The sequence below is a fragment of the Serinibacter salmoneus genome, assembly GCF_002563925.1.
In the GTDB taxonomy this organism is placed as follows: domain Bacteria; phylum Actinomycetota; class Actinomycetes; order Actinomycetales; family Beutenbergiaceae; genus Serinibacter; species Serinibacter salmoneus.
The window spans coordinates 2,123,420-2,143,376 of record NZ_PDJD01000001.1; the positions used below are offsets into that span (position 1 = coordinate 2,123,420).

Consider the following 19,957-nt stretch of genomic DNA (forward strand, 5'->3'; position numbering starts at 1 on the left):
TCAGGAGGTCAGGAGGTCAGTAGCGGTAGTGCTCGCTCTTGTACGGTCCGGCGACGTCCACGCCGATGTATTCCGCCTGGTCCTTGGTCAACTCCGTCAGCTGCGCGCCCAGGGCAGCCAGGTGGTCGCGTGCCACCTTCTCGTCCAGCACCTTGGGCAGGCGGTGCACCCGGGGGGTCTCGCCGTCGGCCACCTCCAGGTAGTCGGCCCCGCGGTGCAGTTCGACCTGCGCCAGCACCTGGTTGGCGAAGGAGGTGCTCATCACGAACGAGGGATGCCCGGTGGCGTTGCCGAGGTTCAGCAGACGACCCTCGGACAGCACGATGACGCTGCGTTCGGGACGCGCGGCGCCATCGGGGGCCGTGTCCGCGGGCAGCAGCCACTCGTGCACCTGCGGCTTGATCTCGACCTTCTCCACTCCGGGGGTCGCGGCAAGGCCGGCGATGTCCAGCTCGTTGTCGAAGTGCCCGATGTTGCCCAGCACCGCCTTGTCCTTCATCGCGAGGATGTGCTCGGCGCGCACCACGTCCACGTTCCCGGTGGTGGTGATGACGAAGTCCACCTCGCCGACCACGTCCTCCAGGCGCGCCACCCGGTACCCGTCCATCGCCGCCTGGAGCGCGCAGATCGGGTCGATCTCGGAGACGATGACGCGGGCACCCTGGCCGCGCAGCGCCTCCGCGGCGCCCTTGCCCACGTCGCCGTACCCGGCCACGAAGGCGGTCTTGCCGCCCATGAGCACATCGGTGGCGCGATTCAGTCCGTCCGGCAGGGAGTGGCGGATGCCGTAGCGGTTGTCGAACTTGGACTTGGTGACGGAGTCGTTGACGTTGATCGCCGGGAACAGCAGGTCCCCGGATGCGGCGAGCTGCTCGAGGCGGTGCACCCCGGTGGTGGTCTCCTCGCTCACGCCGCCGATGCCGGCAGCCACGCGGGAGAAGAAGGTCGGCTCGGCAGCGATGATCCGGCGCAGCGTGTCCAGGACCACGAGCTTCTCCTCGGAGTAGCCCCGCTCCCCCGGCTTCGGGTCGCCGGGCACGGCGCCGCGGTTCTCGGCCGCGAGGCCCTCGTGCACGAGCATGGTGACGTCGCCGCCGTCGTCCAGGATCAGGTTCGGCCCCTGCTGGCCGGCACCCTCCGGGGCCGGCCAGCGCAGGATCTGCTCGGTGCACCACCAGTAGTCGGCCAGCGACTCCCCCTTCCACGCGAACACCGGCACCCCGGCGGGTTCCTCGGGGCTGCCGCCGCTCTCCGGTCGCCCGACCACGACAGCGGCCGCCGCCTCATCCTGGGTGGAGAAGATGTTGCAACTGGCCCAGCGCACCTGCGCGCCCAGCGCCGTGAGGGTCTCGATGAGCACGGCGGTCTGCACGGTCATGTGCAGGGAACCGGCAATCCGGGCGCCCGCGAGCGGCTGGGCGTCGCCGAGCTCGCGCCGCAGGGCCATCAGCCCCGGCATCTCGTGCTCTGCGAGCCGGATCTGGTGCCGGCCGGCGGTCGCGAGCGCGAGGTCACGCACGCGGTGGTCGAAGGGGTCGGTACGCGGCACGGGTGCGGAGTCGGACATGGGACTCAGCGTATCGAGCCGGGAGCGGCGAGGTGCCGAGCACCCGGCGCACGCCACCCGCGATCACCCGCCGTTGGTCACGACTGGGTAACGATTCTGCCGGCTCGTCCCTGCAGGTCATGGCGCCGCGCGTGGCGTGGGTCATAGCCAGGAGTCCGGATCCGGGGCAACCCCACGTTGCACGGGACCCCCGTCCTCCCGCACGGTGGAGGCATTCGATCGGACATAACCCCGCCCCTCGTAGCGGGGCGGATCTGTCCTGCCCACTCACCGCGGGAGCGCCTCGCGCCCCGCCATGCACGAGGGGATGTGCTTCATGTCAGAGATACGCGCTGAAGGCGTGTACAAGGTCTTCGGGAGACGTGGCGAGGAGGTCGTGCGCCGCATCCGTGAGGGCGCCACGCGCGAGGAGGTCAAGAACCTCGGGACCGCCGCCGTCATCGACGCCTCCTTCGAGGTGCGCAGCGGGGAGATCTTCGTGGTGATGGGGCTGTCGGGCTCCGGCAAGTCCACCCTGATCCGGATGCTGAACGGCCTGTGGCGACCCACGGCCGGCACGATCCACCTGGACGAGGACGAACTGTCCGCCGTCTCCCCCGCCCGGCTCCGGGAGATCCGCCGCGAGAAGATCTCGATGGTCTTCCAGCACTTCGCGCTGCTGCCGCACCGCACGGTGCTCGAGAACGCGGCCTACCCCCTGGAGATCAAGGGCCTGGGCCTGGAGGAGCGCCGGGAGAAGGCGATGGAGTCGCTGCGCATGGTCGGCCTGGACGGGTGGGAGAACTCCCTGCCGGGCAACCTCTCCGGAGGCATGCGTCAGCGTGTGGGCCTGGCCCGCGCCCTGGCGGCCGACACCGACATCCTGCTCATGGACGAGGCCTTCTCCGCCCTGGACCCGCTGATCCGGCGGGAGATGCAGGAGCAGCTCCTGGAGCTGCAGACCACGCTGGGCAAGACCATCGTGTTCATCACCCACGACCTGAACGAGGCCATGTTCCTCGGGGACCGGGTCGCGATGATGCGCGACGGCCGGATCGTGCAGATCGGCACCGCCGAGGAGATCCTGGAGCGGCCCGCGGACGACTACGTCGCACAGTTCGTGGCCGATGTGGACCGCACCCGGGTGCTGACCGCATCCTCGGTGATGCGGCCCGCCCGGGTGGTCGTGCCGTTCGGCGGCGGTCCCCGCCAGGCCCTGCACACCCTCATGGAGAACACGACCTCCGCGGCCTTCGTCACCGACCGGACCCGGACCTTCCGCGGCACCGTGACCGACGAGGACCTGCTGCGCGCCCAGCGCGAGGGGCACACCGACCTGGCCCGGATCACCCAGCCGGATCCGCGTGCCGTAGCACCCGACACCGCGATCGCCGAGATCTTCGCCCCCGCCGCGGAGTCGATCCTGCCGGTGCCGGTGGTCGACGAGGAGGGCAAGTTCGCCGGGGTCGTCCCCCGGGTGCGGCTGCTGGAGGCGATGGCGAACAACGCCGAGCCCGGCAGCGGTGCGGAGGACCGTCTGCCCGCCTCCGCGGTCTCGCAGGAGCCGGTACCCGATGCGGTACCCGCCACCGACGCCGTACCCGCCGCAGGCGCCCAGATCCGGGAGGAGCAGCCGTGAACGATCCCATCGTGCGCATACCGGTCGGCGATTGGGCCGAGGCCCTCATCGACTGGATCACCGACACCTTCGCGTTGCTGTTCGACCTCATCGAGGTCGTGCTGGAGTCCGCCTACGACGCCCTGGACTGGGTGCTGACCACGCCGCCGTTCTTCGTCTGGATCGCCGCGCTCGCCGCGCTGGCGTGGTGGGCCAAGGGCTGGCGTCTGGGCATGGGCACCGTGGTCGGGATGCTGCTGATCTACACCATGGATCAGTGGGAGAACGCGATGCACACCCTGGCGCTCGTGCTGATCGCCACCGCCATCGCGCTGCTGTTCGCGATCCCCCTGGGCATCCTCGCCGCCCGGAACGACACCGCCTCGGCGATGATCCGGCCGGTGCTGGACCTCATGCAGACGCTGCCCGCGTTCGTCTACCTGATCCCCACCGTGGTGATCTTCCTGACGGGCGCCGTGCCTGGCCTGATCGCCACCATCGTGTTCGCCATGGCCCCGGGTGTCCGCTTCACCGAGCTCGGTATCCGCCAGGTGGACAAGGAGGTCGTCGAGGCCGGGGAGTCCTTCGGCGCCGGCTCGCGGCGCATCCTGCGCCAGATCCAGATCCCCCTGGCGATGCCCACCATCATGGCGGGCGTCAACCAGGTCATCATGCTCTCGCTGTCCATGGTCGTCATCGCCGGCATGGTCGGCGCCGCGGGGCTCGGCTCCGCGGTGTACCAGGCCCTCGCGAGCATCAACGTCGGCCTCGGGTTCGAAGCCGGTATCGGCGTGGTCATCCTCGCCGTCTACCTCGACCGCGTCTCCAGCGCCCTCGGCGCCCGGTCCGCGGTTGCCAAGGCCCAGGCTGCGGCGGCCGTCTGAGGACGTCCGCCATCCGCGGCGGGAGCCTCCCGCCGCACCGACACCACCCCACAGCCGGCCGTCGTGCCGGCCGAAGGAAGGATCACGTATGACCCGCTCCACACGACGCACGTTCGCCGCCGGCTCCGCCGTGCTGGCCCTCGGTCTGACCCTTGCCGCCTGCTCCACCGACTCCGGTGACAGCACCGAGGACGGCGCGGACGAGACCACCGAGGAGACGACCGACGCCGAGGCAGGCGCCGCGAACGAGGACGAGATGGAGGTGCACATCGGCATCCCGTCCGGCTGGGACGAGGGCATCGCCGTCTCCCACCTGTGGAAGTCCATGCTCGAGGACGAGGGCTACACCGTCGAGACCACCACGGCCGACATCGGCGTGCTGTTCACCGGCCTCGCCGGCGGCGACTTCGACCTCATGTTCGACGGCTGGCTCCCGCTCACCCACGCCTCCTACTGGGAGGAGTACGGCGACGACCTCACCGACCTCGGCGTCTGGTACGACAACGCCAAGCTCACCATCGCCGTGAACGAGGACTCCCCCGCGCAGTCCCTGGCGGACCTCGCGGAGATGGCCGACGAGTACGACAACCGCCTGGTCGGCATCGAGCCGGGCGCCGGTCTCACCGCCACCACCCAGGACGCCGTCATCCCCACCTACGGCCTGGAGGGCATGGAGTACGTGACCTCCTCCACGCCCGCCATGCTCGCCGAGCTGGACTCCCGGACCTCGGCCGGGGAGAACGTCGTCGTCACCCTGTGGCGCCCGCACTGGGCCTACGACGCCTACCCGATCCGCGACCTGGAGGACCCGGAGGGCACCCTGGGTGAGGCCGAGGAGATCCACACCTTCGGCTCCGGCGACATCGCCGAGACCCACCCCACGCTGGTGAGCTGGATCGAGAGCTTCACCCTCGCCGACGACCAGCTGTTCGAGATCGAGAACATGATGTTCAACAGCGACGAGTTCGGCGAGGACTACGACGCCGCGGCCGCCGCGTGGCTCGAGGCGAACCCCGACTTCGCCGAGGGCCTGAAGGGCTGATCCGCCCCGCACGAGGCGAGGCCCCGGTCACCGCTGTGGTGACCGGGGCCTCGTCGTCTCTCGTGGTGCCGGAGCGTTCAGGGACGCTCGATCAGGGACGCTCGATCGCCTCGTGCGGGAGGAGGACCGGCACGCCGTCACGCACCGGGTAGCGCAGCACTCGCTCGGTGGAGGTGTTCTCCAAAGCGAGGGCGCCGTCCTGGCCGACCACCTCGACCAGCGGTGTGCCGGTGATCGGGCAGCGCAGGGCCTCGCGCGCCCAGGGGGCCTCCGGGAGCACGCGGGGGGCAGCAGCGGGGTCGGTCACGGTTCTCACTCTCCTGGTCCGAGCACCCGCAGGTGTCGGCGCCGTTCGGGGTCGGGGTTCGGCATCGGTTCCGCGGCACTGCGCCGAGCCCTCGCCTCACGCGCTCCCCGCGGGTCCGCGGCGGGCCGCGGGGGTTGCGCCACGGGCGCACGCGAGGCCTCCCGGACCGCTTCTGCCAGGGCCACGAGGTCGTCGGTACTCGGCGGCGACGGCGTCAGATCCACCGCGAGCCGCACCACGTCCCACCCGCGGGGCACCGTGAGCCGCTCGGCGTGCTCTGCGCACAGGTCGTAGGAGTGGGGCTCGGCGTGGGTGGCCAACGGCCCCAACACCGCCGTGGAGTCCGCGTACACGTACGTCAAGGTGGCAACGGCCGGGTTGACGCACGTCGCGCGCGTGCACTGGCGGGTGGCTCTCACACCGCCCCACGCTACCCGCTCGGATACCTCACCCCCGGCAGGCGGGTCCGATAGCGTGGTTCCGTGCCCCACGACCAACGCCACCGCGACCACGACGTGCCGCAGCCGTGGGCCGCCCTCGGACCCGTGCAGATCCCCGCCCGGGTTCGCGGTCGCCGTCGGGACCGACGAGGTCGTGGCACACGCGGCCCCCTGCTCGCGCCCGGGACCCCGGCGCAGCGCACGCGCGCCGAGCTGTTCGACGAGGAGGTGCTCGGCGTGGTGGAGCATCTGGAACGCCGATGGGCCAAGGAACTGCGCGGCGTGGAGTTCGGGATCGAGGACGTGCCGCCGTCCGACCCTGCCCCGTGGGAACACGAGGTGGCCCTCGGACGCTGCTTCGCGGCGGATCGGGTGGCCGGCCTCCCGGCACGTGTGGTCATCTACCGCCGGCCGGTCGAAGCCCGCGCCGAGGGGCGGCAGGCGCTGCGCGATCTACTGCGCGAGGTCATCGTGGAACACGTGGCCGAACTGCTCGGACGCCCGCCCGAGATCATCGACCCCTAGCCGACGAGTCCCGTCACCGACCCAGTCGATCAAGACCCCCAGGAGAACCCATGCGCATCGTGGTCACCGGAGCGGCCGGCATGCTCGGCCAGGACGTCACCTCACGCCTGTCCACCCGCCATGACATCAGCGCGGTGGACCGCGCGCAGGTCGACATCACGGTGCCCGATGAGGTCGGTCCCGCGATCGAGGGTGCCGACGTCGTGGTGAACTGCGCCGCATACACCGCGGTCGACGACGCCGAGACCCACGAGGGCGAGGCGTTCGCCATCAACGCGCTCGGCCCCGGCGTACTGGCGCGGGCCTGCGCGGCCGCCGGGGTCCGGCTGGTGCACATCTCCACCGACTACGTCTTCGACGGCGCCGCCACCGCCCCCTACCCGCACGACGCGACTCCTCGGCCACGCTCCGCCTACGGCCGCACCAAACTGGCCGGGGAATGGGCGATCCAGGCCGCGGGAGGCGACCACCTCATCCTGCGCACGGCCTGGCTCTACGGCGCGGGCGGCGGCTGCTTCCCCCGCACGATCGCGCGCGTCGCCGCGGCGCGTGACCACCTGGACGTGGTCGCCGATCAGCACGGCGCACCGACCTGGACCGTGGACGTCGCGGATCTGATCGCGCGGCTGGTGGAGGGCGGGGCGCCGCGGGGCATCTACCACGCCACCGCCGGCGGGGAGACCACGTGGTACGACTTCGCGCGCGCCACCGTCACGGCCGCAGGACTGGACGCCGGCATCGTGCACCCGGTGACCAGCGAGGCGTTCCCGCGCCCTGCGGCGCGACCCGCATACTCCGTGCTCGGTCACGAAGCGCTGCGCGCCATCGGCGTGCAACCGATCGGCGAGTGGCACGAGAGGTGGCTCGAGGCAGCACCCTCGGTCCTCGCGGCCACCGGCTGAGGGCACCGGGCTGAGGCACCCGGGCCGGCGCCGTCTCCGGTGGACCGCGGGCGCTGACTCAGCTGATCGAGAACCGCAGTGACACGCTCCGCGCGACCTGCGGATCGGGCTGACCGGGGACGGCACTGACCTGCTCTCCGAGGTCGTCGGTGGCGGTCAGCAGCGCCGCAGCGGCCAGGGGGTCCTGCGAGGTGACCAGCACACCCACGATCCGCTCGTCCCCGGCCACGAGCGCGCTCAGGTCCTCCTGCGAGACCGCCACTGCGCCGTCGGGCGGGATCTGCGCCTCGAGGTCGACACCGAATGTGCCCGCCGCAGTCACCGGTCGCAGCGTGACCTCGGCCCCGCTAGCGGTCGTATCCGCGATCACGAGTTCCACCCCCTCGACGAGGTCCCCCAGGCCGGGGGTCATCACCACGAGGTCGGTGGCCGGCCGCACACTCGGCAGCCACGCGCGGTCCAGGACCGGGACGTCCGGGTCCTGCGGCGTCGGGTCACCGCGTCGGATGAGCTCGACCGCGCTGACGACGGGCTCGTCGGCGCTCACCCGCACCGCGTAGGTCCCGGGCGGGGTCCCGGCGAGCGACGCGTCCCACACGGTGCCGGGCTCCACCACGTACCCGGCCTCGCCCGAGATGCGTTGCGCGCCCGTGCCCGAGAGCAGATCGAGGTGCACGGTGGCAGGCTCGGTCCCCGGGTTCAGGATGCGCACCAGCGAGGCGATCTCGTCGCCGCTGGTCGAGGAGCCGAGGACCACCCCGGGGATGATGCTGTCGGAGGCCGGCTCGGTGGAGGCGACGAGGAGGTCCGTGCCCGCGGCGGTGAGCCCGTCGAGCTGATTCACCCGCAGGGACGCCGTCACCTGACCGCCGCTGGCTTCCACGTGCAGGGCGAGCCGCTCCTGGTCAGCGGCCACGGCCTCCATCAGGAGGGTCTGGCTCTCCCCCGCCGGCACCAGGACCTCGGCGGCGCCCGCCAGCGGGACCTCACCCGTCGGTCCCCATGCCCGCACCGCGACGGTCGCCGCTGTCGCACCCGGGTTGGTGAGCGTCAACTCCGCGCTGCTGCCGACCCCGGTCTGCCCACCGACCAGCCATGCGTCCGACCCTGGCAACTGGCAGGACGACGCGCTCAGCCCACGTAGATCACCGTCATCGGCGCGCGCCACGCCGGCACCCGCCGCCAGGGGCGAGGCCTCGCCGTCGGAGGTGACGCGTACCACCGAGGGGGCCTGGTCACTCGAGATCACCAGAGCCTGCTCCTGGGCGACGCTCCCACCCGGCTCCATGACGACGGAGATCTCCTCGTCGCCATCGCGCGGCAGTGCCAACGCGTCAGTGACCATGGTCACGTCGGAGGTCCCTGAGAACTCTCCGTCACCGACCGCCTCCGGTGTGCTCGGTTGCGCCGGGCACGTCAGCACGGTGGGGGCCGCGGGCACGGCGACATCGAGGAAGTCCTGTGCCACCGCATCGGTGGCCGGCAGGTCACGGGCGCCGAGCACGACGGCCGCGCCGAGAAGCACCACGCCGGCGCCGGAGACGATCCGGACCGCTCTGGTGCGCCCTCGCCCTGCGCCGTCGGCCGGCGTCTGGTCTGCGTTCTCGCCGGTACGGGCCATCAGGAGTCCTCCTCCACGTCGCGGCGGCGCATCGGCACCGCGAGCAGTGCCACCACGCCGACCACCACGATCTGCGCCACCACCCATGCGGTCCGGGCCGGATCATGGAACGTCAGGCGCACCTCACCCTCGAGGCCCGCGGGCACCACGAACGCCTGCCGCCAGTCGAGGTCGGTGCTCGCCATTTCGCTGCCTGCGACCGTGAGGTGCCAGCGCGGATCCGCACGTTCGGCAAGCACGACCAGGCGCTCGGTGTCACTCGCAGCGAGTTCCCCACCGCCGAGCAACTGCCCTGAGACGAGCGCGGACGCCGGCAGGTCCCGGTGCTCGGTCAACACACCGTCTGCCGGGGTGTGACCGTCCGGCGTGGTGACCCGCAGCCGCGCGGCGCCGCCCGTGCTGAGCACGCGGTAGATGGTGCCCGACTCGTTCGTGGTGACGAGTTCGAGTCCGGCGGTCGCGTTGAGCGCCGCCACGAGGCGGGCGCGCGCCGCCTCATCCCCGCCGGGGGCGACCGCGGAGTCCGTCGGCGGCACCACCACGAGACCTACGGCGTGAGTGACCAGCCCGGGTGCTGCGTCATCGGAGGAGGACTCCGCCAGGGCGACCACGCGGGCGAGGTCCTGCTCCGCCTCGTCGGGTAGGTCGGCGATGGGGTCCAGGAGCGCGCCGGACAGGCTGCTCGAGGTCGTCGCCGCGTCCAGGAGCTGAGGACCGTCGCCGCGCCACAGCGCCACCACCGTGCCGCCCTCGGTGGGTGTGAGCGCGAGAACACGGGCTGAGGCGACGGAGGTCTGCAGTTGCCGCCCCAGGGCGGGCACGGGGTCCGCGCCACGTGCCGTGACCACGAGGACCTCCGTGGCCGCGACACCGGCGATCCAGGACCCGGCAGCCGCCAGCGGAGCCAGGAAGGCCACCACACCCAGCGCGCCGGTGGCGAGGTGACGCCACCCCCAGGCGTGGTTGCGCAGCCGCGGCAGTCCGCCCGCACCCAAGGCCGCAGCGCCGAGCAGGCCCAGCAGCGTGACCGAGAGCACCGGGCCGGTCCAGGCGGTCGCTGCGAGCGTCCCCGGCTCGGCCCCGGACCCGGCCGCGGAGGCGGTCGGTGCCACCTGCACGCGCGCCGCGAGGATCGCCGTGGCCAGGACGACGACGGCGATCAGCCACAGCGTCCGCACGCCCGCGGCGAGGCCGCCGCCGGCCAGCAGGGCAAGGAGCGCGGCCAGGAGGACGGGGGCCCCGACGAGCAGGACCGGCAGCACCCAGGCGGCGGACTCACCCGTGGCGAGCGCCGCGACGTCCGGCCACCCCAGGAGCATCTCCCAGCCGGCGGGTAGTTCGACCGCGTAGGCCGCGCCCGGGCCGGTCAGCAGCATCCGGGCGGCGGAATCCACCGCGTCGCTGGCGATCCCCTCGGCATCGGTGAAGGCGGTCGTCAGCCACGGGCCGACCAGCACCAGTGCGGGCAACGGCAGGAGCAGCAGCGAGGTCGCGCGGCCGCGCGACCCGGCACGCAGCCGGGGCAGGGTGGCGGCGATGACCGCGAGCACCAGGATCGAGACCGGGAGCAGCACCGGGGCCGCAAGACACGCGATCCCCAACGCGAGCGCGGCGCCCGCTGCTGCGCCCGGGGAGGCCACCGGGCGGCGCCGCCGGGCAGGCTCCTGCGGGGCGCCGTCGGGGACATCCCACAGTCCGGAGCGGATGACGTCGCGTCGCTGCACCCCGAGCGCCCGGACCACGCCGAGTGCGACCCAGGGCAGCACGAGGTGTGCGACCACGGCTGCGATCCGTCCCTGCGCCAGAGCGAGGAGGAGGGTCGGCGCGAGGGCCCAGACCAGCGCGGCCCAGGCCCGCACGGCGATGCGGCGAGTCGCTGCACCGGCTGCGAACCATCCGCCGATGGCCGCGAACGGGAGCGAGCCGAGGATCACCACCGCGATGGTCGTGGAGACCGGGGTGCCCCACCATCCACCGAGCAGCACCGTCCCCGCTGCCAGCAGCCCGAGGAACGGCGGCGCCGCCTGCGCGTGGCCGTCGCCCACGAGCAGCCACGGACTGGTGACCTGCGTCCACAGCTGCTCGGCCGAGCTGTCCACCGGCAGCAACGCGCCACCCACCAGCGGCCCCGTGAAGGCCAGCGGCGCCGTGGTGACGAGGGTGACGACGAGGGTCGCGGTCAGGACCCCCGCCAGCGCCCACCTGCGACGACGGGAGAGCGCGGCCGCCTCGGCGATCTCGAGCTCGCTGCGCGCACGGGCGGCACGACGTGCGGCCGCACGGGCCAGGCGTCGGTCACGCCAAGCGGCCAGCCGGGTTCCCCATCCCGTCTGCAGGGGCCGCAGCACTCGACGGGAGAGGGTTCGGGTCCCCCGCGCCGCGGCGCGGGAACGTGCCACGGCGCCGAGTCGGCCGGCGACGACGAACGGCGCACGTACCTCGCTCGGGATCGTGGAGAAGTCCTTCGCCATGAGTGCCAGCAGGACACGCAACGGCGCTGCCAGGAACATCCACACGAATGCCAGGCAGGCCACCGGCAGACTGGAGCCTGCCAGGCGTGAGTAGAGCAGCGCCTCCCGTCGGGCCGCCCAGGAGGCGGCGGGGTCGGGCTGCTCGGCGGGACCGCCTCCGTGTGGGGCTCGACGTTGCCCCTGGTAGGCCGCCCGCGCGTGCCGCACCACGGCGCCGGGCACCACCACCACGCGGTGCCCGGCGAGGCGGGCGCGGCGTGCGAGATCCGCACCGTCGCCGAAGGGCCCGAGAGCAGGGTCGGTGCCCCCGAGTTCCTCCCACACGTCGCGGCGGATGAGTGCCCCGGCAGTGCCGACGGCGATGACGTCGGCACGAGCGTCGTGCTGGCCCTGGTCGATCTCGCCCTCCTCGAGAGCTGTGAAGCGCCGACCGGAGCGAGTCTGACCGACTCCCACCGAGATCAGCTCATCGGGCCGCTCCCACTCGGTCTGCTTGGCTCCGGCAAGAACCACGCTCGGCGCGTTCGCCACGGCGCGCAGTTGCGCGGCCAGTGCCGCGGGCGCGGGGGCGCTGTCGTCGTGCAGCAACCAGAGCCACTCCCCGGCAACCGGTGGGAAGTGAGCCAGGCCCTTGCGGACCGCGTCCCCGAAGGTAGCGGCGCCCGAGACGGACACCACGTCGGCATTGATGAGCCCGGCGTCGGCAACGACGTGTCGCACTCTCTCGTGGTCTCGCCCGCCCCAGAGCACCACGAGCAGGCGATCGGGCTGATGCGTGCCGCCGGCTACAGCGCGCAAGGTCTCCGGCAGCCAGCCACTGTCCCCGCGGGACACCACGACTCCGAGCACGCGCGGCCGGGCGGCCTCCACCCGGTTCAGGACGGTCACAGGGTCGGGGTGGGGCTACACGGCACGACGCTTGAGCTTACGCCGCTCACGCTCGGACATACCGCCCCAGATCCCGAACCGCTCATCGTGTTCGAGGGCGTACTCCAAGCACTCCGACCGCACCTCGCACGACACGCAGACACGCTTGGCCTCGCGCGTGGAACCGCCCTTCTCCGGGAAGAATGCCTCCGGATCGGTCTGCGCGCACAGCGCCCGCTCCTGCCACTCCAGGGCCTCCTCGCCCTGGAACGGGCCGGCGTTGATGGCACTCCACGCGCTCGGTGAGGACAATGGTCCTTCACCCAGGATGTTCCACATCCGCCTCGTCTCCCCTTGCTCGTGGTCAGCCCCCTGGACCGGCGGCGTGGGTAAATTACACGCGTGTCATGCCGCATCCGTCAAGCCGGGAGGTGGTAATACAGCCCTGGCCTGCGGCGGTGCCGCCGGGTCACCTACGGTGGGAGGCATGTTCACGCCGCAGCGGGTCCACCGCGACCTGTACGCATCCGGGCCCCGGCCCCGCCTGGAGTGGCACTGCACCCAGGGACGCCTGGAACTCTCCGGCCACGTGCTGGCCACGTGGACATCGAAGATCGGCAATCTCCTGCTCGAGGAGTGCGACGCCGGGCCCGGGACCCGCGTGCTCCTGGACACCCCCGAGCACTGGCGAAGCGCCACCTGGGCGCTCGGGGCCTGGGTGACGGGCGCGCTCGTGGTGCTCCCGGCACCCGGGGCGACACCGGTCTCGGGGACTCCGGCGGCCGATGTCGTGGCCACCACGCGCCCCGAGGCGTGGGACCGTGCCGCAGCGCCCGAGGTCGTGGTCGCCGTCAGCACGGAGTCCTTCGCCCTGCGCTGGCCCGACCCGCTGCCACCGGGCGTGCTGGACGGCGGCATCGACGTGGCCGGGTACGCCGACGACCTGCAACCGGTCGCGGTGGTCCCGCTCGACACGCCGGCCGTCGAGCACCCCGGCGGAAGCCTGAGCGTGCGGGACCTGACCCGCACGACAGCCGACGCACTGCCAGCGCTGCTGGGTTGGTGGCCGGCCCTGGCCGCCGGCGACCTGGTGGTCCTGCGCGAGGGCGGCTCCTAGCCGGCGGAGCGGGGCGCCCGCCGAGCAGCGAGAGCAGAACGCCGAGCACGCCAGGCGGAGGCCCTGGCTACTGGCTACTGGCCGGTCCTGGCGTACTTCGCCTCGGTCGCGGCCTTGCGGGGACGCCACCACGCCTCGTTGTCGCGGTACCACGCCACGGTGTCGGCCAGCCCGGTGGCGAAGTCGGAGTAGCGCGGCGACCAGCCGAGTTCCTCGCGCAGTTTCGTGGAGTCGATCGCGTACCGCAGGTCGTGACCGGGGCGGTCGGTGACGAGGTCGTAGTCCTCGCGCGGCCGCCCGAAGACCTCCAGGAGCGTCTCGACCACCGTGCGGTTGTTCTCCTCGCCGTCCGCCCCGATCAGATAGGTCTCCCCCACCCGACCGCGCATCAGGATCTCCCAGACGGCACGGTTGTGATCCTCCACGTGGATCCAGTCGCGCACGTTCAACCCCTGGCCGTACAGCCGGGGCCGCACGCCGTCGATCAGGTTCGTGATCTGGCGGGGGATGAACTTCTCCACGTGCTGATACGGCCCGTAGTTGTTGGAGCAGTTCGAGATCGTGGCCGCCACCCCGAAGGACCGACCCCAGGCCCGCACCAGCATGTCACTGGCGGCCTTGGTCGAGGAGTAGGGGCTGGAGGGGTTGTACGGGGTGGTCTCGGCGAATCGTTCGGGGTCGTCCAGTTCCAGGTCGCCGTACACCTCGTCGGTGGAGATGTGGTGGTAGCGCACGCCGTGCCGACGCACCGCCTCCAGCAGCGTGTAGGTGCCGATGACGTTCGTCTGCACGAACGGCCAGGGGTTGGCCAGGGAGTTGTCGTTGTGGGACTCCGCAGCGAAGTGCACCACCGCATCGCACCGCGCCACCAGGGAGTCCACCAGGTCGGCATCCGCCACGTCCCCCTGCACGAACTCGATGGACCCGGCCACCGGAGCCAGCGAGGCCTCATCCCCCGCATAGGTCAGCGCATCGAGCACCACCACGGCGGTATCGGGATGCTCGCTGACCACGTGGTGCACGAAGTTCGCTCCGATGAAACCGGCTCCACCGGTCACGAGTAGACGCATGGTGGCCATGCTAGCGAGGCCATCCCGCCGACGCGCTCCGACCGATAGGATGAGCGCCGACCCGGCCCGTGAGAACAGAGGACGACTCCATGCGCATCGCCGTTCTCGGTGACATCGGCCAGCGCGCGGACCACGTGGGGGATGAGGCGATGACGTGGGCCGTCGCTCACGAAGCCGCAGCCCGCGGACACGATGTGCTCTACCTGACGCGCGACGCCGCCCTCACCCGGGAGGCTCGGGGGCCGGTGGCCACGGCGCGCAGCCTGGAGTTCCCCTGGCCCCCGCACGACCGGGTGCGCTATCTCACGGAGATCCGCGCGGTGCTCGCGGGCCGCCGCGACGCGCTCCCGTCGCACGACCAGATCTTCGCCTTCATCGAGGCGATCCGTGGGGTCGACGCGCTCGTGATCGCCGGCGGCGGGAACATGAGCTCGTGGTACGGCTGGCTGCTGGCCGAGCGGATCGCGGCGCTGGAGGTCGCGGCCGCGCTGGGCAGGCCTGCGGTGGTCACGGGTCAGACGATCGGCCCGGCCCTGACCCACCACGACCGTGACGACCTCGCCCACGCGCTGCGCGCCGTCGACCTCGTGGCCGCACGGGAGGACGCGAGCGCCCGGCTGTTGCGTACCCTGACCGACCCCGCCCACGTGGTCTCGGTGCTGGACGATGCCTCGTTCCTCGCCCATGTGCCGCTCCCGGCGGGGCACCGCCCCGCGGTCCCGGTCTCGCCCGGGGCGATCGTCGCCACGATCTCCCCCGACGCGCTCGGCCCTGAGTCCGTGTGGCTGCCCGCGATCGCCGCGATGCTGGACGCACTCGCACAGCGTGCCGATCGTCCGGTCCAGCTCGTGCCCCACATGGGGGTGGCGGGCCAGGACGACGGAGACCAGCGTTCGCATCGTCTCCTCGCGGCGGCGATGACGGCGCCCGTGGAGGCGCTGCCACTCGAGCACCCGCTCGTGGCTGCGCAGCGCGCCCGCGCGGCCGGCCTGGTCCTGACGAGTCGCTACCACCCGGTGGTCTTCGCGGCGGAGGGGTCGGTGCCGACGGTCGCGATCGCCGCATCGGGCTTCACCCGCACGCGCGTGGTGGGAGCGCTGGCCCGGTGGGGGATGCCGGCCGACCTCGTCATCGATCCCTGGCGGGAGAGCCCAGCTGCCTGGATCGAGCGGGCGGAGGCGGTGTGGCGTGAGCGGGAGACCATCGCCGAGCACCTGCGTTCGACCGCTCCTACGCTGCGCGAGCACGCGGCGGGATTCTGGGACGCCGTGTTCGCGCGACTCCAGGGCGCGCCCACTCCCCTGGTCGACGTGCCGCCCGTCCCCGCGCTGGCCCTCCCCGCTCCGACCGGCGCTGAGCCGATCGGTGCACAGCCCGGCTCCGGTGAGCACACGCCCTGCGTGAGCGTCGTGATGCGCACCCGCGATCGTGACCGCATGCTCATCCGCGCGCTCGACGACGTGGCACAGCAGCACTTCCGGGATCTCGAGCTGATCGTGGTCAACGACGGCGGCGACCCCGGTCCCGTCGACTCGGCGGTGGCCGCAGCCGTGGGCCTGGACGACATCGCGATCCGCGTCCTGCACCGCGCCCGCTCCACGGGCATGGAGGCCGCCTCGAACGCCGGCATCGCCGCTGCCCGCGGCGAGTTCGCGGTGATCCATGACGACGACGACACCTGGGATCCCACGTTCCTCGCGCACGCGGTGGCACGACTGCGCGCGGAACCTGCCCTGGCCGCCGTGACTGGACGCACCGACATCGTGTACGAGTCCTGGCCGCAGAGCGCGCCGGTTGCCGTCGTCGAGGGCAGGCGCCCCTTCTACCAACACCTCGCCGAGGTCACGGTGTCCGACCTGCTCGCCAGCAACCACATGGTGCCGATCTCCCTCGTCTACCGACGCGCCCTGCACGAGCAGATCGGCCCGTTCGACGAGGAACTCGCCGCGGTCGGGGACTGGGAGTTCCACCTGCGCCTGACTCGGCTCGGCCCGGTGCCCGTGATCGGCGGGCAAACACTGGCCGAGTGGCGCCAGCGACCCACCGCCGACGGCACGGAGTCCAACAGTGTGCTCGGTCACCAGGACGCCCACGCCCGGTTCGACCGGCGGGTGCGCGAACGCCGATTGCGCGCCTACCTGGACGAGCACGGGGACGGCGCCCTCCTGCACCTCACCGCGATCATGTCCGAGCGCAATACGCGCCTGGAGGAGAAGGCCGATCACCTGGCGACGCGCGTCGAGAGTCTGCAGGCCAGCGTCGATGCCCTCGTGCAGCGCCGATCCCTCGCGGAGCGGGTCCTGCGTCGCGTGGCTCGCGAGATGCGCTCCCGGCTCCCTCGCTCCCGCAGCGGCGAGTAGCCGATGGCGCCCCGCGAGAACCGGCACCGTGGCCGGGGTCCGCGCTTTCCAGGACCCGGGCGACGTGCACGCGCGCTCGCGGCGGGGCTGCTGCTGAGCCTCGTGGCCGGCGCCGCGCCGGCGTCGGCATCACCCGACTCGCCCACGGGGATGCGTGTCGGCGTCGCCACCGCAGGGCAGGGCTGGCAGGCCAGGCCGATCGCGGATCGCTGGGAACTGACCGTCTCGCTCCCTGAGCGGCTGCCGGTGCGCGCTGCGGCGCCCACCCTGCTGGTGGACGGCATCGAACTCCCCGCGACGGAGTCACCCGATGGGCTCTCGCTCACGGCGACGACCACGCTCGATCTCGCGACCACGCACGACGTCAGCACCGGGTGGTCGGGGGAACCCACCGGCGCCCTGGGCGGCCTCGTGGACCACCACGACACCTCCGAGCCCAGTGAGGACGAGCACACCAGCACCACCGGTCCGGCGCCCGTGCCGCGGGAGGTCCTGGCGCCGGACCCCCGGGAGCGCGGTGCGTTCACCGTCGCTCGCGCGGACTACGACCTGGGCACGCAGGCCGTCGACCTGGTCGGGCTCGGGGATCGCCGCGGTGAGCTGCGGGCGGCCGTGTACTACCCCGCGCAGGCCGCGGGTGAGCGACCTGTCGTGATGCTGCTGCACGGCCGGCACGAGGTCTGCACGGGCGGGTGGAACCCCGCGCGCTATCCCTGCCTCGACGACCAGGTCGAGGTGCCCAGCCACCTGGGGTTCGGCCAGTCGGCCGAGACTCTCGCCTCCCAGGGCTACGTCGTCGTCTCCGTCAGCGCGAACGCGATCAACGCGCACGACAATGTGGACTCGGTGGACTACGGCGCCACCGCGCGGGGTGCGCTGGTCCTCAGCCACCTGGACCTGCTGGAGCGGGCGAACGCGGGCGAGGACATCGGCCTGCCGCCTGAACTCACCGGCCGCCTCGACCTGGACCGGGTGAGCCTCATGGGACACTCCCGCGGCGGGGAGGGGGTCGTGCGCGCCGCCGCCCTGAACAGCCAACGCGCAGCGCCGTTCGGGATCGTCTCCATCGCCCAGTTCGCGCCGACCGACTTCGCCCGGCTCAGCGTGCCGGACCTGCCCCTCCTCACCGTGCTCCCCTACTGCGACGGCGACCTCCCGGACCTGCAGGGACAGCACTACTTCGAGGACTCGCGCGACGCCGTGCCCGACTACTCCCTGCGCACCACCGCGGTCCTCCTGGGCGCGAACCACAACTACTTCAACGCCGTCTGGGCCGAGGGGCCAGATGCCCGCGACGACTGGGCGTTCCAGGACGCCGACCTCAGCGATCCGGACTGCGGGACCGCGGCGCCGGGCCGCCTGACCGCGCCGGACCAGCAGGACGCGGGAACGGGACTCCTCGCCGGCTGGGCGCGGCTCACGCTCGGCGGTGAGGACGACCTCCTCGCAATGTTCGACGGTTCCGGGGCGCTGCCTGCCGGGTTCCCGGCCACCGAGACCGTGGCGCACCTTCCCGAGCGCATCGACCTGCTGACCGTGAGCAGCGGCACGCTCCCGGGTGAGCAGGTCGCGGAGGTCGGCGGCGCGACCACCGAGGTGTGCGCGTCCCTCGACCAGCGCCCCGTCCACCTCCCCGGCCTCACGCCCTGCGGCACGCTCGCCACCATCACTCCCGCGCAGGCCCCGCACTGGACCCCGGCCCGGTTCGCCCCCTCGGTACCCGCCGGGGCCGCGCTCGCGGTGACCTGGCCGCGGGCCGGCGGCGGCGTCGCGATCGGGATCGGCCCCCAGGTCTCGGCGGTCGGGCACGAGTCGCTCACGTTCCGGCTCGCACCCGGCTCCGCACCACCGCAGGACCTGACCGTCCGGGTGTCCGACCGCACCGGGCGGAGTGCGGATGTCGCGCTCTCGAGCCTCAGCGAGGCCCTGCACCCGTTGCCCGGTTCCGCCTCACCGCTGGACAAGACGATGCTGCGCACGGTCACCGTGCCGCTGGCCGACCTCGGGGTGGACCTCACGGCCCTGGCCCGCATCGACCTGCTCGGCACCACGGCGGGCAGCATCTACCTCGCCGATGTGGCCCTCACCTCCCACTCGGCCGGTGGCACGCTCGGACTCGCTCTGCCCTCCCTGAGGATCGAGGACTCCCTGGTGAGCGAGGGCGACACCGACTCCGAGGCCCTGGTGGGAGTGAGGCTCTCCCGAGCGGCCGACCACGAGGTCACCGCCTGGGTGGAGGCGGTGGGCACCGGCGGCACGGGCGCGCAGCCGGCGGCCACCCGCGTCTCCCTTCCGGCCGGCGAGACCTGCGCCGTGGTGCGGATCCCCATCCGCGGCGACGTTGCCGCCTCCTTCGCACCGCAGGCCTCGGTCCGCGTGACGGCGGCAGCGGTCACCGGCGCGGTCACCTCGGATCCCGTGGGGGTCCTGACGGTGCGGGAGGACGACGCCGTGGTGCGCTCCGACGGGACACCCGGCGAGATGCTGCCCTACCCGGGTCCGCAGGCCGATCCGTGCGCGCCGGCGGTGCAGGACGTCTTCATCGATGTCCCCGCCGAGGACCTCTACGCCGAGGAGATCGGGTGGCTCGCCGCCACCGGCGTCACCACCGGCTGGCCCACCCCGCAGGGCCCGGAGTACCGCCGGCTGGCGCCGGTCGCCCGCGACGCGATGGCCGCCTTCCTCTACCGCTACGCCGGAGAACCCCAGTACACCCCGCCCGCGGTCTCGCCGTTCGTGGACGTGAGCACCCGCAACATGTACTACACCGAGATCGCGTGGCTCGCCGACCAGGAGATCTCCACCGGGTGGTCCACCCCACGCGGCGCGGAGTTCCGGCCCCTGGAACCCATCGCCCGCGACGCGATGGCCGCCTTCCTCTACCGGTTCGCCGGTGAGCCGGGGTTCGAGGCCCCGAGCACCTCGCCCTTCACGGATGTGGCCACCTCGAACCTGTACTACGACGAGATCACGTGGCTCGCCGCCACCGGGGTCAGCACCGGGTGGCCGCGCGCGGACGGATCCGCCGAGTTCCGACCCCTGCTCCCGATCGCGCGCGATGCGATGGCGGCTTTCCTGTACCGCTTCGCGCGCGCCGAGTAGGTCCCCACCGCGCCTCCGCGAGGCGGACGCCACCGGACCATGGTCGCCGTGTCGTCGCCTCCGACCGGTTCACACGGTCGTTACA

At 72.5% G+C, this 19,957-nt stretch carries 15 protein-coding genes; 8 read left to right on the forward strand and 7 right to left on the reverse strand.

Going from position 1 to position 19,957, the window contains the following annotated elements:
* Positions 1-16: 16 nt before the first annotated feature.
* Complete coding sequence (gene ahcY / locus ATL40_RS09540; protein WP_098469342.1) at positions 17-1,567, reverse strand: adenosylhomocysteinase; 1,551 nt, start codon at positions 1,565-1,567, stop codon at positions 17-19.
* Between the two features lie 316 nt (positions 1,568-1,883).
* On the opposite strand from ahcY, the gene ATL40_RS09545 reads away from it, so the two are divergent.
* The 3 genes from ATL40_RS09545 to ATL40_RS09555 all read left to right on the forward strand — a co-directional run bounded on the left by ATL40_RS09545 (position 1,884) and on the right by ATL40_RS09555 (position 5,090).
* Entirely contained in the window at positions 1,884-3,185 is a 1,302-nt protein-coding gene (locus ATL40_RS09545) for a quaternary amine ABC transporter ATP-binding protein (protein WP_098470401.1), read from the forward strand.
* Positions 3,182-4,048, forward strand: a complete 867-nt coding sequence (locus ATL40_RS09550; protein WP_098469343.1) for an ABC transporter permease — start codon at positions 3,182-3,184, stop codon at positions 4,046-4,048. Before ATL40_RS09545 ends, ATL40_RS09550 begins: the two co-directional genes overlap by 4 nt.
* A gap of 88 nt (positions 4,049-4,136) precedes the next feature.
* On the forward strand, positions 4,137-5,090 hold the full coding sequence (locus tag ATL40_RS09555) for a glycine betaine ABC transporter substrate-binding protein (protein WP_098469344.1): 954 nt from the start codon (positions 4,137-4,139) through the stop codon (positions 5,088-5,090).
* Positions 5,091-5,181: 91 nt separating this feature from the next.
* Here ATL40_RS09555 and ATL40_RS09560 read toward each other — a convergent pair whose 3' ends face one another.
* Together ATL40_RS09560 and ATL40_RS09565 are read right to left on the reverse strand one after the other, a co-directional pair.
* A complete protein-coding gene (locus tag ATL40_RS09560) occupies positions 5,182-5,397 on the reverse strand; it encodes a Trm112 family protein (RefSeq protein ID WP_098469345.1) in 216 nt (71 codons plus the stop codon).
* A 5-nt stretch (positions 5,398-5,402) separates the two neighbouring features.
* Positions 5,403-5,816, reverse strand: coding sequence for a DUF3499 domain-containing protein (locus tag ATL40_RS09565; protein WP_098469346.1), 414 nt, complete (start codon positions 5,814-5,816; stop codon positions 5,403-5,405).
* A gap of 63 nt (positions 5,817-5,879) precedes the next feature.
* On the opposite strand from ATL40_RS09565, the gene ATL40_RS09570 reads away from it, so the two are divergent.
* Together ATL40_RS09570 and rfbD are read left to right on the forward strand one after the other, a co-directional pair.
* Positions 5,880-6,362 (forward strand): metallopeptidase family protein, encoded by a 483-nt coding sequence (locus tag ATL40_RS09570; protein ID WP_342747612.1) that lies wholly within the window; start codon positions 5,880-5,882, stop codon positions 6,360-6,362.
* 50 nt (positions 6,363-6,412) lie between these two features.
* Positions 6,413-7,264, forward strand: coding sequence for a dTDP-4-dehydrorhamnose reductase (gene rfbD / locus ATL40_RS09575; RefSeq protein WP_098469347.1), 852 nt, complete (start codon positions 6,413-6,415; stop codon positions 7,262-7,264).
* A 58-nt stretch (positions 7,265-7,322) separates the two neighbouring features.
* Here the strand turns inward: rfbD and ATL40_RS09580 are convergent, their stop codons facing one another.
* Genes ATL40_RS09580 through ATL40_RS09590 form a run of 3 tightly spaced genes read right to left on the reverse strand, consistent with a single transcriptional unit; the run spans position 7,323 to position 12,562 of the window.
* Positions 7,323-8,885 (reverse strand): DUF5719 family protein, encoded by a 1,563-nt coding sequence (locus ATL40_RS09580; protein ID WP_098469348.1) that lies wholly within the window; start codon positions 8,883-8,885, stop codon positions 7,323-7,325.
* On the reverse strand, positions 8,885-12,244 hold the full coding sequence (locus ATL40_RS09585) for a glycosyltransferase family 2 protein (protein WP_098469349.1): 3,360 nt from the start codon (positions 12,242-12,244) through the stop codon (positions 8,885-8,887). The genes ATL40_RS09580 and ATL40_RS09585 overlap by 1 nt, the downstream gene beginning before the upstream one ends.
* A gap of 15 nt (positions 12,245-12,259) precedes the next feature.
* On the reverse strand, positions 12,260-12,562 hold the full coding sequence (locus ATL40_RS09590; RefSeq protein WP_098469350.1) for a WhiB family transcriptional regulator: 303 nt from the start codon (positions 12,560-12,562) through the stop codon (positions 12,260-12,262).
* 148 nt (positions 12,563-12,710) lie between these two features.
* Here ATL40_RS09590 and ATL40_RS09595 point away from each other — a divergent pair, with 148 nt between their 5' ends.
* Entirely contained in the window at positions 12,711-13,340 is a 630-nt protein-coding gene (locus ATL40_RS09595; RefSeq protein WP_098469351.1) for a TIGR03089 family protein, read from the forward strand.
* 74 nt (positions 13,341-13,414) lie between these two features.
* Here ATL40_RS09595 and rfbB read toward each other — a convergent pair whose 3' ends face one another.
* Positions 13,415-14,410: a dTDP-glucose 4,6-dehydratase gene (gene rfbB, locus ATL40_RS09600; RefSeq protein WP_098470403.1), complete on the reverse strand. Its 996-nt coding sequence runs from the start codon at positions 14,408-14,410 to the stop codon at positions 13,415-13,417.
* Between the two features lie 89 nt (positions 14,411-14,499).
* Here rfbB and ATL40_RS09605 point away from each other — a divergent pair, with 89 nt between their 5' ends.
* On the forward strand, positions 14,500-16,770 hold the full coding sequence (locus ATL40_RS09605; RefSeq protein ID WP_098469352.1) for a polysaccharide pyruvyl transferase family protein: 2,271 nt from the start codon (positions 14,500-14,502) through the stop codon (positions 16,768-16,770).
* A gap of 150 nt (positions 16,771-16,920) precedes the next feature.
* Positions 16,921-19,872, forward strand: coding sequence for an S-layer homology domain-containing protein (locus ATL40_RS15440; protein ID WP_245866942.1), 2,952 nt, complete (start codon positions 16,921-16,923; stop codon positions 19,870-19,872).
* Positions 19,873-19,957: the final 85 nt, after the last annotated feature.